Origin of the sequence: Neorhizobium sp. BT27B (genome assembly GCF_050455485.1) — a bacterium.
In the GTDB taxonomy this organism is placed as follows: Bacteria; Pseudomonadota; Alphaproteobacteria; order Rhizobiales; family Rhizobiaceae; genus Neorhizobium.
On sequence record NZ_JBCIYT010000001.1, the window covers coordinates 547,475 to 560,946 of the forward strand.

Annotated in this window: 16 protein-coding genes; 14 read left to right on the forward strand and 2 right to left on the reverse strand. The window is 60.4% G+C overall.

Annotation, left to right across the window (positions count from 1 at the left end; translation table 11 throughout):
* Positions 1-51 precede the first annotated feature (51 nt).
* From purF to AAIH70_RS02930, 13 genes are all read left to right on the forward strand, one after another.
* Positions 52-1,542 (forward strand): amidophosphoribosyltransferase, encoded by a 1,491-nt coding sequence (gene purF, locus AAIH70_RS02870; protein ID WP_132273058.1) that lies wholly within the window; start codon positions 52-54, stop codon positions 1,540-1,542.
* A 432-nt stretch (positions 1,543-1,974) separates the two neighbouring features.
* Positions 1,975-2,715 (forward strand): SDR family NAD(P)-dependent oxidoreductase, encoded by a 741-nt coding sequence (locus AAIH70_RS02875; protein WP_132273057.1) that lies wholly within the window; start codon positions 1,975-1,977, stop codon positions 2,713-2,715.
* A 5-nt stretch (positions 2,716-2,720) separates the two neighbouring features.
* A complete protein-coding gene (locus AAIH70_RS02880; protein WP_132273056.1) occupies positions 2,721-3,134 on the forward strand; it encodes a hypothetical protein in 414 nt (137 codons plus the stop codon).
* Between the two features lie 224 nt (positions 3,135-3,358).
* Positions 3,359-4,744 carry a cysteine--tRNA ligase gene (cysS, locus tag AAIH70_RS02885; RefSeq protein WP_132273055.1) on the forward strand — a complete coding sequence of 462 codons (1,386 nt, stop codon included), beginning with the start codon at positions 3,359-3,361 and terminating at the stop codon, positions 4,742-4,744.
* A gap of 58 nt (positions 4,745-4,802) precedes the next feature.
* Positions 4,803-5,048, forward strand: a complete 246-nt coding sequence (locus AAIH70_RS02890; RefSeq protein WP_132273054.1) for an antitoxin — start codon at positions 4,803-4,805, stop codon at positions 5,046-5,048.
* Positions 5,045-5,464, forward strand: coding sequence for a type II toxin-antitoxin system VapC family toxin (locus AAIH70_RS02895; RefSeq protein ID WP_132273053.1), 420 nt, complete (start codon positions 5,045-5,047; stop codon positions 5,462-5,464). Before AAIH70_RS02890 ends, AAIH70_RS02895 begins: the two co-directional genes overlap by 4 nt.
* Positions 5,461-5,943: a GFA family protein gene (locus AAIH70_RS02900; protein WP_132273052.1), complete on the forward strand. Its 483-nt coding sequence runs from the start codon at positions 5,461-5,463 to the stop codon at positions 5,941-5,943. Before AAIH70_RS02895 ends, AAIH70_RS02900 begins: the two co-directional genes overlap by 4 nt.
* Positions 5,940-6,464 carry a GFA family protein gene (locus tag AAIH70_RS02905; RefSeq protein ID WP_132273051.1) on the forward strand — a complete coding sequence of 175 codons (525 nt, stop codon included), beginning with the start codon at positions 5,940-5,942 and terminating at the stop codon, positions 6,462-6,464. The genes AAIH70_RS02900 and AAIH70_RS02905 overlap by 4 nt, the downstream gene beginning before the upstream one ends.
* Positions 6,461-6,952, forward strand: a complete 492-nt coding sequence (locus AAIH70_RS02910; RefSeq protein WP_132273050.1) for a GFA family protein — start codon at positions 6,461-6,463, stop codon at positions 6,950-6,952. Before AAIH70_RS02905 ends, AAIH70_RS02910 begins: the two co-directional genes overlap by 4 nt.
* Complete coding sequence (gene pip / locus AAIH70_RS02915) at positions 6,949-7,908, forward strand: prolyl aminopeptidase (RefSeq protein ID WP_132273049.1); 960 nt, start codon at positions 6,949-6,951, stop codon at positions 7,906-7,908. The genes AAIH70_RS02910 and pip overlap by 4 nt, the downstream gene beginning before the upstream one ends.
* Positions 7,909-8,117: 209 nt before the next feature.
* Entirely contained in the window at positions 8,118-9,749 is a 1,632-nt protein-coding gene (gene cimA / locus AAIH70_RS02920; RefSeq protein WP_430033050.1) for a citramalate synthase, read from the forward strand.
* 77 nt (positions 9,750-9,826) lie between these two features.
* Positions 9,827-10,162: a type II toxin-antitoxin system RelE/ParE family toxin gene (locus AAIH70_RS02925; RefSeq protein ID WP_132273048.1), complete on the forward strand. Its 336-nt coding sequence runs from the start codon at positions 9,827-9,829 to the stop codon at positions 10,160-10,162.
* Positions 10,159-10,476: a helix-turn-helix domain-containing protein gene (locus tag AAIH70_RS02930; RefSeq protein ID WP_132273047.1), complete on the forward strand. Its 318-nt coding sequence runs from the start codon at positions 10,159-10,161 to the stop codon at positions 10,474-10,476. Before AAIH70_RS02925 ends, AAIH70_RS02930 begins: the two co-directional genes overlap by 4 nt.
* A gap of 6 nt (positions 10,477-10,482) precedes the next feature.
* Here AAIH70_RS02930 and rarD (AAIH70_RS02935) read toward each other — a convergent pair whose 3' ends face one another.
* Both rarD (AAIH70_RS02935) and AAIH70_RS02940 read right to left on the reverse strand, forming a co-directional pair.
* Positions 10,483-11,394 (reverse strand): EamA family transporter RarD, encoded by a 912-nt coding sequence (rarD, locus tag AAIH70_RS02935; protein WP_132273046.1) that lies wholly within the window; start codon positions 11,392-11,394, stop codon positions 10,483-10,485.
* A gap of 105 nt (positions 11,395-11,499) precedes the next feature.
* On the reverse strand, positions 11,500-12,372 hold the full coding sequence (locus tag AAIH70_RS02940) for a protein-L-isoaspartate O-methyltransferase family protein (protein ID WP_132273045.1): 873 nt from the start codon (positions 12,370-12,372) through the stop codon (positions 11,500-11,502).
* 141 nt (positions 12,373-12,513) lie between these two features.
* Here AAIH70_RS02940 and rarD (AAIH70_RS02945) point away from each other — a divergent pair, with 141 nt between their 5' ends.
* Positions 12,514-13,464 carry an EamA family transporter RarD gene (gene rarD / locus AAIH70_RS02945; RefSeq protein WP_132273044.1) on the forward strand — a complete coding sequence of 317 codons (951 nt, stop codon included), beginning with the start codon at positions 12,514-12,516 and terminating at the stop codon, positions 13,462-13,464.
* Positions 13,465-13,472 lie beyond the last annotated feature (8 nt).

Genomic DNA, 13,472 nt, shown 5'->3' on the forward strand with positions numbered 1-13,472 from the left:
TGACCGCCCGGCCTATTCGTTTTTCCTATACGAAAGTAAAGGCCAGCAGAGATGAGTCAGCCGGTTCCGCAAGGCATTATCGATGATTTGGATGGCGACACGCTGCATGAAGAATGCGGCGTGTTCGGCATTCTGGGGCACCCGGACGCGGCGACGCTGACGGCACTCGGCCTGCACGCGCTGCAGCACCGTGGCCAGGAAGCAGCCGGTATCGTCACGTTCGACGGCCTGCGTTTCCATTCGGAACGCCGCATGGGCCTCGTGGGCGACCATTATACGGACCCGGCAACGCTGGCAAAACTGCCCGGCGACATCTCGATCGGCCACGTGCGTTACTCCACCACCGGCGAAGTGGCGCTGCGCAACGTGCAGCCGCTGTTTGCAGAACTGGAAGTCGGCGGCATCGCCATTGCCCATAACGGCAATTTCACCAACGGCCTGACGCTGCGTCGCCAGCTGATCGCCGGTGGCGCCATCTGTCAGTCGACCTCGGATACCGAAGTCGTCCTGCACCTCATCGCCCGTTCGCGTTACTCCTCCACTGCCGACCGCTTCATCGATGCGGTTCGCCAGATGGAAGGTGGCTATTCGATGCTGGCCATGACCCGCACCAAGCTGATCGCCGCCCGCGACCCCACCGGCATTCGTCCACTGGTGATGGGCGAACTCGATGGCAAGCCGGTGTTCTGCTCGGAAACCTGCGCGCTCGATATCATCGGTGCAAAATACGTGCGTGACGTCGAAAACGGCGAAGTCATCATCTGCGAAACGCAGCCGGATGGAACGGTGTCCATCGACGCCCGCAAGGCCGGCAATGGCCAGCCGGAACGCCTCTGCTTGTTCGAATACGTCTATTTCGCCCGTCCCGACTCGGTCGTCGGTGGTCGTTCGGTTTATGTTGCCCGCAAGAACATGGGCATCAATCTTGCCAAGGAAGCCCCGGTCGAAGCCGACGTTGTCGTGCCGGTACCGGATGGCGGCACGCCGGCAGCGCTGGGTTATGCGCAGGAAAGCGGTATTCCGTTCGAATACGGCATCATCCGTAACCACTATGTCGGCCGCACCTTTATCGAGCCGACGCAGCAGATCCGTGCGCTCGGCGTCAAACTGAAGCATTCCGCCAACCGCGCGATGATCGCCGGCAAGCGCGTCGTGCTGGTTGACGACTCGGTCGTGCGCGGCACCACCTCGCTGAAGATCGTACAGATGATCCGCGATGCCGGCGCCAAGGAAGTGCATCTGCGCGTCGCCAGCCCGATGATCTATTACCCGGACTTCTACGGCATCGACACGCCGGATCGCGATAAGCTTCTCGCCAACCAGTATGAAGACCTGGAAGCGATGTGCAAATATATCGGCTGCGATAGCCTGCAGTTCCTGTCGATCAACGGCCTGTACCGCGCCGTTGGCGGCGAGGACCGCAACGATGCGCGTCCGCAGTTCACCGATCATTATTTCACCGGCGACTACCCGACCCGCCTTCTCGACAAGGATGGCGAGGCTGTCGGCCGCAAGGTCTCGCTGCTGGCCAGCAACGGCTGAGCCTGAGAAAACAGTTTGAGAGGGGGCGTCCGTCGCAAGGTGGGCGCCCCTTTCATTTCTGCACGCGGTGGATAACTCCTGAGGACAATCCGCCGCACCCGTATCGGCGGCGATGTTGATTGGCATCAAAAGCCGGCACCGCAATGTTGGGCATGCTCTCCCCTGCAACGGAGACCATGTGCCGTGTCACTCTTTATGCCAGTTTTCAGCCGCCCAGCCGGCAACAGTGTTCATGCGCGCGCCTGCGTACCCTCGCGTCGTCATGGCGATGGCCGGGTGACGGAGCCGCGTTATCCGGGCTGCGCGCAGGGTCTTGCGCATACAGGGCGGCTGTGACAATCACGATATCCGAGAGGTCGCGCGGCATGCCCGCGAAACAATGCCTCTGGGATAGCGAGCCTGAAAAAGGCCGCAGCATTAGGGGGCCAAGATATGACGATCGACCTGAAGGACAGGATTGCGCTGGTGACCGGCGCTTCGCGCGGCATCGGTTATTTCACCGCACTGGAACTGGCCAAGGCCGGCGCACATGTGATCGCCTGCGCCCGCACGGTCGGCGGACTGGAAGAACTCGATGACGCCATCAAGGCGGTCGGCGGCTCGGCCACGCTGGTCCCCTTCGACATCACCGACATGGCGGCGATCGACAAGCTCGGCGCCTCTATTTTCGAACGTTGGGGCAAGCTCGACATTCTGGTCGCCAATGCCGGCATTCTCGGTGTGATTTCGCCGATCGCCCATGTCGAGGCCAAGGTTTTCGAACGTGTGATGAACACCAACGTCACCTCGATGTGGCGGCTGATCCGCTCGCTGGAACCGCTGCTGGTCAAATCCGATGCTGGCCGCGCGCTGCTCCTCTCCTCCGGTGTCGCCACCAATCCGCGCGCCTTCTGGGGCGCCTATGCAATGTCGAAAGCCGCCGTCGAAACCATGGGCCGTATCTGGGCCGAGGAAATGGCGCATACCAACCTGAAGATCAATCTCGTCAACCCCGGCGCCACCCGCACAGCAATGCGCGCGCAGGCCGTGCCCGGCGAAGACCCGGAAACACTGCCGCATCCCTCCGAGATCGCGGAGAAGATACTGCCGCTGACCTCGCCGGAATTGATGGAGAGCGGAAAGCTGTTCGTGGTGCGGGAAAACCGGTTCGTGGAGTATCGGTTGCCGGAATGAAGGCAGTGGCCGAAAAACTCGTCTGGACGGATGCGGATTTTGCGGACATGGGGTGGCACGACGCGCAACTCTACTCGATAAGCTTTCCTGACGATAATCATCAAATCCGGCTGGATATCGACTATATTTTCAACTGGCATTGGCAAAATAATCACTGCCTGGGTTGGGACGTCGCACCTTGCGATATCATTTTCCAAAGTGTCAGCGATTTGCGCATCGATATCGACATGCGCAACAATTTTCCACTTTGCATCAACGATATACGTCGCAGCAACAAGCGTGCGACAGGAACTTTCACCAGTTGGGACTATGCGGTCGAACTCGATCTTGGCGTCATAAAATTCGTGGCAACCGGTTACACCCAAACACTCAGACAGCAGCCTATATTTTCAAATAGCCAAAGTCTGACGCACCGGTAGGCCCTCGAAAAGGCCTTGACGATACACGTACCTCCCCTTGACCAAACCCCGCCCCCGCGCCATAACCGACGCCATGAAAACGACGATTTCCATTTGTGGGAACATTATCCGCTAGCGTTCGCGCTGGTCCGGCCGTTTTCGTCTCTCGAAAAGCCTTGAAGACAAACGCTCCGGTCCGGTACCGGCCGCGGCATGCGCTTTGAGCACCTTGGGAGAATTTTTCGATGAGCGCCACGCTCAAGCTATACAATACCTTGATCCGCGAGAAATCGGCCTTCCAGCCGATCGATGCCGACAACGTGCGCGTTTATGTCTGCGGCCCGACGGTTTATGATTTCGCCCATATCGGCAATGCCCGCCCGGTCATCGTCTTCGATGTTCTGTTCCGGCTGCTGCGGCATGTCTATGGCGACACCCATGTCACCTATGCCCGCAACATCACCGACGTCGACGACAAGATCAACGCACGTGCCCTGCGCGACTTTCCGCACTTGGCCCTCAACGACGCCATCCATGCGGTGACCGAAAAGACGGCTAAGCAGTTCCACGAGGATGTTGCCGCTCTCGGCTGCCTTGAGCCGACTGTCGAGCCGCGCGCCACCGACAATATCGAGCAGATGATCGCCATCATCGAAAAGCTGATCGGCAATGGTCACGCCTATGTGGCCGAGGGCGAAGTGCTGTTCGATACCAAATCGATGAGCGATTACGGCCAGCTTTCCAAACGCCCGCTCGACGAGCAGCAGGCCGGCATCCGCATCACCGTCGATGCCCACAAGAAAAACCCCGGCGATTTCGTGCTTTGGAAGCTTTCCTCCGACAACGAACCCGGCTGGGAAAGCCCGTGGGGTCGCGGCCGTCCGGGCTGGCATATCGAATGCTCGGCCATGAGCAGCCGCTATCTCGGCGAGGTATTCGACATCCATGGCGGCGGGCTGGACCTGATCTTCCCGCACCACGAAAACGAGATCGCCCAGTCACGCTGCGCGCATGGCACCGAGGTCATGGCGAACGTCTGGATGCATAACGGCTTCGTTCAGGTCGAAGGCCGCAAGATGTCGAAATCAGACGGCAACTTTGTCACCATCCACCAGTTGCTGTCCACCGACGATTTTGGCGGCAAGCAGTGGCCGGGCGACGTGCTGCGGCTGGCCATGCTGATGACCCATTACCGCGAGCCGATCGATTTTTCGATCAAGCGGCTGGAGGAAGCCGAGCGCCTGATCGCCAAATGGCCGGCGGCCGATGTTTCCAATGCAGACCCCTGCCCGGTCGTCATCGATGCGCTGTCCGACGACCTCAATACGGTGGCCGCCGTGCAGCGCCTGCATGCGCTGGCGCAGGAAGCCAATGTGGATGCGACGCTTCTGCCGATGTTCGCGGCGAGTGCAGCACTTCTCGGCGTACTGCCGAAAAAGACAGAGGTGGACGAGGCGCTTGCCGGTGCCGTTGATGCGGTTGTCGCCATGCGGCTGGAAATGCTGAAGGCGAAGAACTTTGCCGAGGCTGACCGGATCCGCGACGAGTTGTCGGCCAAGGGCATCCAGCTGAAGGACGGCAAGGATGCGGCAACCGGAGAACGGGTGACGACCTGGGAGGTCAAGCGGTAGGCTTGCAGCCCAGGGGCGAGCCGCCCTATGCTGCAACCGAGACAGCGAGGAGGAAGGCATGGGTGCTGAACGTCACGTAAAATTCTTCCGCAATGGCGGCGCCCAAGCGGTCGTCATCCCGGCCGAATTCGAAATGGCCGGCGAGGAGGCCGTCATGCGCAAGGAGGGCGACCGGCTGGTGATCGAGCCGGTCACCGAGCCCAAGGGAAGCCTGATTGCGTGGTTGCGTTCGCAGCCGCCGTGGGAAGGTGATTTCCCTGAACTGGACATCGATGAGCCGCCGCCGCGCGATGTCGATCTATGAGCCGGTTCGTTCGCATGCTCGATACGAACATTCTTTCGGACGCGATCCGCAACCCCTTCGGTGCGGTTGCCGAGGCGATAGACAGCGCGGTCAACGATAGCCTTTGTGTCAGCGCCATCGTGGCATCGGAGTTGCGTTTTGGTGCGGCACGACGGGGATCGGATCGGCTCACCCATCTTGTCGAAAATTCCTTGGCGCGCATCGCCATCCTTGGCTACGACGATCGGGCCTCGCATCATTTCGCTGACATCCGTAGCGCGCTCGAAAAACGCGGCACGCCAATCGGCACCACCGACCTCTTCATCGCCGCCCACGCCCGTTCACTGGACCTCACCCTCGTCACCAACAATGTCCGCGAGTTTACCCGCGTCGATGGTTTGAAGATCGAGAATTGGCTGGAGGGATCCGCGTCATGACCATGCTCCACACCGGCGGCTGCCAATGCGGTGCCGTTCGATACCGGGCGGAAGGCGAGATCGGTTTTCCGCATGTCTGCCATTGCCGCATGTGCCAGAAGGCGGCGGGCAATTACTTCATGCCCCTTGGCGGCGTGATGCATGACAATTTCACCCTCACGCGTGGCGAGCCCACATGGTTCCAGTCTTCCGACACGGCGCGCCGCGGCTTTTGCGGCCGTTGCGGCACGCCATTGTTTTACGATGGAGGTAGCGATCATATCAGCATCACTCTCGGTTCGCTGGATGAACCGGAAAGCGTGAAACCGGCGCTGCAGACCAATCTCGCGCGAAAAATGCCGTGGTTCGGTGATCTGCATAGTCTCGATCACGACGGCAGTTTCGACATGTCACCGGAAGATGAAGCGGCGATTGACGCCAGCAGCCGGCAGCACCCCGATCGCGACACCGACCTCTGGCCGATGGAGAAAGGTAATTGACCTATCACGTCCATACCGGTGGCTGCCAATGCGGGGCGCTGCGTTTCCGCATCGACGGCAAGCCCAGCCAGTCCTCCATCTGTCACTGCCGCATGTGCCAGAAGGCGTTTGGCGCCTATTATGCGCCGCTGGTGTCCACCCGTGGTGCCACCTTCGTCTGGACACGCGGTGCGCCAAAATATTTCCAGTCGTCCAACCACGTGCAGCGCGGTTTTTGCGACAATTGCGGCACGCCGCTGACCTATGAGGCGATGGGCGGCATTGCCGTTTCCGCCGGTGCGCTGGATGATCCCTCCAGCCTGCCGCCCTCGATGCAATATGGCCTGGAAGGCAAGCTTCCCTTCGTCGAACACCTGCACGCCCTGCCCGGCCACCGCACGGAAGACGACATCGCCGACGCGCCGTTTCTGGCCGATCTCGTTTCCAACCAGCATCCCGATCACGACACAGAAGACTGGCAGCCAATCCCGGCCCGATCCGCCCCTGCAGCGGATGCCGGCAAGAAGGAGGACGATGCATGACTGAAACAACAGGAACAGACGCCGTGAAAACGGGCGGATGCCAATGCGGCGGCGTGCGCTTCAAAATCCACGGCGCTCTCGGCCGCGCCTCGATCTGCCATTGCCGCATGTGCCAAAAAGCCTTTGGCGGCTTTTTCGGACCGCTGGTTTCCGCGCCTGAAGGCGGCGTCGAATGGACCCGTGGCGAGCCAAAATATTTTCAGTCGTCCGTCAATATCGACCGGGGTTTTTGCGAAAACTGCGGCACGCCCTTGACCTATCGCACGCCGTCCAGCCTCGAGATTGCCATTGGCGCCTTCGACGAGCGCGACGATCTCGCACCGACCGTGCAGGTCAATCACGCTTTTCGCCTGCCCTGGGTGGAAACGATCTTTGAGGCGCCCATACACGGCGATGCCGGATATTACGCCCGTCAGGAGCAGATCATCTCCTTCCAACACCCCGACCACGACACCGAAAACTGGCCCGAAAGGGGACTGCACCTGTGACCGAAGTATTGCGCACGTTTTATCCCGAGATCGAACCTTATGAGAGCGGCCATCTCGATGTCGGCGATGGCCATGTGATCTATTGGGAACGCGTCGGCACCAAAGGCGCCAAGCCGGTCGTGTTCCTGCATGGTGGCCCCGGCGGCGGCTGCACGCCGGCACAACGCCGTCTGTTCGACCCGGCGCTTTACGACATCCTCCTGTTCGACCAGCGCGGTTGCGGCCGCTCGACACCGCATGCCGGCCTCGACGCCAACACGACATGGCATCTCGTTGCCGATATCGAGCGGCTGCGGCAACTGGCGGGCGTCGACAAGTGGCAGGTTTTTGGCGGCTCCTGGGGCTCGACGCTGGCGCTGGCCTATGCCGAAACCCATCCAGAGCGGGTGAGCGAGCTTGTTCTGCGCGGCATCTATACGCTGACCAAGGCGGAAATGGACTGGTATTACCAGTTCGGCGTCTCGGAAATGTTTCCCGACAAATGGGAGGCTTTTATCGCGCCCATTCCGGAAAACGAACGCCATGAAATGTTGGCCGCCTATCACCGCCGGCTGACCGGCACGGACAAGGCCGAGCAACTGACAGCCGCCAAGGCCTGGAGCACATGGGAAGGCTCGACCATCACGCTTCTGCCCGACGCAGCGCTGACGGCCGGCTTCGGCGAGGATTTTTTTGCCATCGCATTTGCGCGGCTGGAAACGCATTATTTCATGCATGCCGGCTGGCTTGAGGAAGGTCAGCTGTTGCGCGATGCCACCAAGCTTAAAGGCATTCCGGGCGCCATCGTGCATGGCCGCTACGACATGCCCTGCTCGCTGAAATATGCCTGGCAGTTGTCGAAGGTGTGGACCGATGCGGATTTCCACATTGTCGAGGGCGCAGGCCATGCGGTTTCGGAACCGGGCATTACCGACCAGTTGATCCGCGCGACCGACCGGTTCGCGGGGAAGGATTGAAGCGCATCCCGTAACCTTGTGGCAGCCCCTCATCCGGCTGCCGCCACCTTCTCCCCGTCAAACGGGGAGAAGGGATACGCCGCACCATGTCCGTCCCTCGCAACAAGGCACATGGGGCACGTCCCCTCTCCCCGCACGCGGGGAGAGGGTTAGGGTGGGGGGCAACCTTTGCCCCAAATGCCAATACATCTGCTCTGGGAGGAGCAACAATGACCCGCGCCCCGATCACCAGCGACCGCATCCACCTGTTCGACACCACCCTGCGTGACGGCCAGCAGACGCCCGGCGTCGATTTTTCCGTCGAGGACAAGATCGCGATTTCCGCCATGCTGGATGAATTCGGTTTCGATTACGTCGAAGGCGGATATCCCGGCGCCAACCCGACCGACACCGCCTTCTTTACAGAGAAGCGCACAACCAAGGCCAAATTCGTCGCCTTCGGCATGACCAAGCGCGCCGGCATTTCCGCCTCCAACGATCCCGGCCTCGCCACCCTGTTGCAGGCCAAGAGCGATGCCATCTGTTTCGTCGCCAAAAGCTGGGATTATCATGTCGCGGTGGCGCTCGGCTGTACCAACGAAGAGAATCTCTCCTCCATCCGCGACAGCGTCGAAGCCGCCAATGTGGTGGGCAAGGAACCGCTGGTCGATTGCGAGCATTTTTTCGACGGCTACAAGGCCAACCCGGACTATGCGCTGGCCTGCGCCCGCACCGCCTACGATGCCGGCGCACGCTGGATCGTGCTCTGCGATACCAATGGCGGCACGCAGCCGAACGAGGTGCGCGACATCGTTGCCGCCGTCATCGCGTCGGGCATTCCGGGCGCCTCGCTCGGCATCCATGCCCATGACGATACCGGTCAGGCCGTCGCCAATTCGCTGGCCGCCGTCGAGGCCGGCTGTCGCCAAGTACAGGGCACGCTGAACGGTATCGGCGAGCGTTGCGGCAATGCCAACCTGATCACCCTGATCGCCACGCTCTGTCTCAAGGAGGCCTATGCCTCCCGCTTTGAAACCGCCATCGACCCGGAGCGCCTGTCCGGCCTGACGCATCTGTCGCACTCCTTCGACGAGCTTCTGAACCGCTCACCCAATCATCAGGCGCCTTATGTCGGCGCCTCGGCCTTTGCCACCAAGGCCGGCATCCATGCATCGGCGCTTTTGAAAGATCCACGCACCTACGAACACGTGCCGCCGGAAAGTGTGGGCAATTTCCGCAAGGTCATGGTGTCGGATCAGGGCGGAAAATCGAACTTTCTCAATGCGCTGAAGCGGCGCGGCATCACGGTCGCCAAAGACGATGCAAAGCTCGACCAGCTGATCTCGATCGTCAAGGAACGCGAGGCATCGGGTTATGCCTATGAAGGCGCAGACGCCAGTTTCGAGCTTCTGGCGCGGCGCACGCTCGGCACCATTCCGGAGTTCTTTGCCGTCGATGGTTTTCGCGTGATGGTCGAGCGCCGCTTCGACAGTTTTGGGCGGGTAAAAACCGTGTCCGAAGCGGTGGTGAAACTCGTCATCGACGGCGAACCGCATATGTCGGTGGCGGAAGGCGACGGCCCGGTCAACGCGCTCGACCTTGCACTACGAAAAGACTTTGGCAAATACCAGAACGAGATCGACGACCTCGTGCTTGCCGATTTCAAGGTGCGCATCCTCAACGGTGGCACCGAGGCGATCACCCGCGTGCTGATCGAATCCACCGATGGCAGCGGCGTACGCTGGTGGACGGTCGGCGTCTCGGAAAACATCATCGACGCCTCGTTCCAGGCGCTGATGGATTCGGTGATCTACAAGCTGATGAAGAACCGCGAACTGGCGGGGAGGATCGCGGCGGAGTGATCTGGTCAGCAATTGATGTCTCGGACAACGATGACTTTTCTCTTGTCAAAAGTTTGTCAGATATGACAACATGAAGCATGAGGGAGATCGCGTGGATCAAGGCGGCGCTGAAGGACTTCGGGAGATTTCCCGAAGACGTTCAGGATCGCATCAAAGATGCTCTCACAATCGCCAGCATGGGTCAGAAGGCAGACATAGCAAAACCGATGAAAGGCTTGGGTTCAGGCGTCTTCGAAATTGCCCTGCCTTATCGCAGCGACGCCTACCGTACGATTTATGCCGTACAACTTGGCGACGCGATCTGGGTGGTACATGCTTTTCAAAAGAAATCGACCGCGGGCATAGCAACCCCTCACAAAGAGGTGGAACTGACCAAGGCCCGGCTGAAACGACTAGAGGAGATGCTGCGATGACCGATGACGATTTCGAAATCGTTCGAGGCAGCGGCAATATTTATGCCGATCTGGGTGACCCCGATGCCGACACGAAACTGATGAAGGCGCAGCTTGCTTCGGAAATCATTGCAACGCTTGACCGGCGAAAGCTGACAGTGCGGGAGGGTGAGAAGCTTACCGGTGTCACTGCTGCCGATCTTTCGCGCATACGCAACGCCGATCTTGGCCGGTTCACCATAGACCGACTGGTGCGCGTTTTGAACGCCCTCGACCGGCGCGTCACGCTCAAGGTCGGCAAGACGCTGCGATCGGGCCGCACGGCGGCGGCCTGATGCCCCTCACCGCCCCCGCGACGCCTTCAGCATGCCGTAGGAATACACCGCCAGTGCCGACCAGATGAAGACGAAGGCCACAAGTTTTACCGTGCTGAGCGGTTCCTTGAAGGCAAAGATGGCGATCAGGAAAATCAGCGTGGGGGCGATATACTGCATGATGCCGATGGTCGACAGGCGCAAGAGCTTGGCACCGTTGGCATAGATCATCAACGGTCCGGCGGTGATCGGGCCGGCCAGCATCAGGATGAACGTGTCATAGCTGGTGCCGTTGAAGAGATGGCCCTGCCCCGTCCATTCGAGATAGATGATGTAGGGCAGGAACGGGATGCTGATCAGCAGCACTTCCAGAAAGAAGCCCTGGTTGGGGCCGATCGGCAGTGTCTTACGAAACAGCGCATAACAGCCCCAGGTGAAGGCAAGCCCGAGCGAGACCCATGGCAGGCCGCCGGCTCCGACGGTCAGGATCACCACACCGACGCCGGCAAGGCAGATGGCGGCGAGCTGCGTACGGCTCAGTTTTTCACGCAGCACCACGGCCGCCAGAAAGAAACTGAAAAGCGGATTGATGAAATAACCGAGAGCGCCTTCCAGCGCATGCCCGGCGGCGATCGCCCAGACATAAATGCCCCAGTTGACGGTGATGAAGGCGGCGGTGACACAGGCCATGCCCAGCATGCTCGGCGTGCGGATCGCTACCTTGAGTTCGTCGGTACGCTTGAGAATGAGCAGGACGGCGCCCGCCACCGGCACGGACCAGATCGCCCGGTGCGCCAGCACTTCCAGCGGCGGCAGATGTGACACGGCCTTGAGATAGAAGGGCAGAAAACCCCACATCAGATAAGCTGTCAGCGCAAAGGCAAAACCGCGCGGCGTGTCTTCGTTCTTGGCCTGCGGAGCGATGCTCTCGGTTGCCATCAGCTGATCCTCCCTGCTGGATGAGCGGCTTCTAGACCTCAATTGAGCAACCTGCCAATTCATTCGGTTGAAGCTTACATTCAGCACGGTCATGGATGCAGGCGTTTACGCCTCGTCGAAAGACAGACCCCAGCCTTCCTCGCCGTACCATTCTTCACCGGTGGGCGGCGTGCGCCAGCGAAAACTGCGCACGCGCGACAGGCCGCGGTTCTTGAAAGCCTCGGCAAGAGCGGCGTGACGCCCTTCCGGTGCCGGCTCCTGCCCTTCGGCCCAGATGAAGGACACCGGCGCCAGAAAACGGGCGCCAAAACCGCGTGGCCGCCGGTCGATCATCAGGAATGCGGCCCAACGGCTGAACGACCGGCTCGCATCGACCACAGGGACGCCGAACGGAAACAGCAGCCTGCCGCCAGTGGCAAGATTGTCGATCCACGGCGCCGGCGGATGATCGAGTGCGAAATTGGCGTAGATCACATCCGCCTCGTCACCGGTCGACACCCATTGCAGCGCATCGCCGTGAATGACCACGGCATTCTCATAGCCGGCAAGCGCCTTATCCGCCCGCTCGACAAGTGCTCCGTCATATTCCACACCGATGACCTTGCCGGACGGCCCGACGAGTTCGGCGATGATCGCCGTGTAATAACCGGTGCCGGCGCCCAGATGCACCACGGTCTCACCCTCGCGGATGCCGAGACGGTGCAGGGCATTGGCGTGAAGGGACGGCATGCCGTTGTTGACGTAGCGATCGGCATTCAGGCTGACCAGCATGTCCTGATAGAGAATGACAGGATCACTCGAAGCCAGTTCCTTGTATTGGTTGAAATCGCTGAACAGCCATGGCGGCAAACCGACGAAATTTTCGCGCCGGACGGTGGCAAAGGCCTTTTCCAGCCGAGCATCCTGAGACACCCCGGCCTTGGCGAGGATCTGGCGGGCATAAATTTCTCGGTGAACGGCATCATCCTGATTGCTCATGCGGCACCTCCACCCATGTCTGGTTGTTACAACTGAGCGCAACAGCCCGACAAAATCAATGGGATATCATCGAAATGCATTGGCAGATGATGTTTGCCAAAGATAGAGAGGATGAGTGCCTCAACCCATCGGATACATTCCATGCCCAGCCCTGCAGCCACGCCCATCGCCGCTGAACCGACGGGAGCGGCGCTCGTTTCGTCTGCCGTATCGGCGAAGGACGGTCGCAAGGGATTTGTCCTGGCACTCATCGTCTATCTGATGTGGGGTTTCATGCCCTTCTACATGAAGGCGCTGGCGCATATCTCGCCATTGGAATTTCTGGCGCATCGGGTTGTCTGGTCGGTGCCGATTGCCGGCGTCGTTCTTCTCTGTCTGGGCCGCACGCGTGATGTGGTGGAGGCGCTGCGCTCGCCAAAAACGCTGATGATGGCGAGCATTACCGCCGTGCTGATCTCCATCAATGCCGGCACCTATATCTGGGCCGTCAGCAATAACCGTGCGCTGGAAGGCGCACTCGGCTATTTCATCAATCCGCTGTTCAGCATCCTGCTCGGCGCCTTCTTTCTGAAGGAGAAGCTGGCACCGGCGCAGATGCTTGCGGTCGTACTGGCGGCGATCGCGGTTGCCATCCTGACATGGGATGCCGGCAGCCTGCCGCTGGTGGCGCTGACCCTGACGCTCAGCTGGGGGCTTTACGGCTTCTTTCGCAAGACGCTGCCGATCGGCCCCAATCAGGGTTTCTTTCTGGAAGCGCTGCTTCTGTCCATCCCGGCCCTGCCCTATCTGATCTATCTCGAAAGCACCGGTCAGGGGCATTTCCTGCAGACGGGCGCAAGCAATACCCTGCTTCTGATCGGCACCGGCTTCATCACTGCCATTCCGCTGATGACCTTTGCCACCGGCGCCAAGCTGCTGCGCCTTTCGACCATCGGCATCATGCAATACATCACGCCGACCATCGTGTTCCTGATCGCGGTCTTTGCCTTCGGCGAGCCGCTGAGCGGTACAAAGCTGATTGCCTTCCTGTTCATCTGGTCGGCGTTGATCGTCTACACACTTGCCATGCTGCGCCCGCTGGGCCAGCGCTGAACCGAGGA

Coding starts and splice junctions, on each gene's coding strand:
- rarD (WP_132273046.1), bottom strand. CDS start 11,394: ATGGCAACCGAGAGCATCGCTCCGCAGGCCAAGAACGAAGACACGCCG.
- AAIH70_RS02910 (WP_132273050.1), top strand. CDS start 6,461: ATGACTGAAACAACAGGAACAGACGCCGTGAAAACGGGCGGATGCCAA.
- AAIH70_RS02925 (WP_132273048.1), top strand. CDS start 9,827: ATGAGGGAGATCGCGTGGATCAAGGCGGCGCTGAAGGACTTCGGGAGA.
- AAIH70_RS02940 (WP_132273045.1), bottom strand. CDS start 12,372: ATGAGCAATCAGGATGATGCCGTTCACCGAGAAATTTATGCCCGCCAG.
- cysS (WP_132273055.1), top strand. CDS start 3,359: ATGAGCGCCACGCTCAAGCTATACAATACCTTGATCCGCGAGAAATCG.
- AAIH70_RS02895 (WP_132273053.1), top strand. CDS start 5,045: ATGAGCCGGTTCGTTCGCATGCTCGATACGAACATTCTTTCGGACGCG.
- AAIH70_RS02900 (WP_132273052.1), top strand. CDS start 5,461: ATGACCATGCTCCACACCGGCGGCTGCCAATGCGGTGCCGTTCGATAC.
- purF (WP_132273058.1), top strand. CDS start 52: ATGAGTCAGCCGGTTCCGCAAGGCATTATCGATGATTTGGATGGCGAC.
- cimA (WP_430033050.1), top strand. CDS start 8,118: ATGACCCGCGCCCCGATCACCAGCGACCGCATCCACCTGTTCGACACC.
- AAIH70_RS02890 (WP_132273054.1), top strand. CDS start 4,803: ATGGGTGCTGAACGTCACGTAAAATTCTTCCGCAATGGCGGCGCCCAA.
- AAIH70_RS02875 (WP_132273057.1), top strand. CDS start 1,975: ATGACGATCGACCTGAAGGACAGGATTGCGCTGGTGACCGGCGCTTCG.
- rarD (WP_132273044.1), top strand. CDS start 12,514: ATGCCCAGCCCTGCAGCCACGCCCATCGCCGCTGAACCGACGGGAGCG.
- AAIH70_RS02930 (WP_132273047.1), top strand. CDS start 10,159: ATGACCGATGACGATTTCGAAATCGTTCGAGGCAGCGGCAATATTTAT.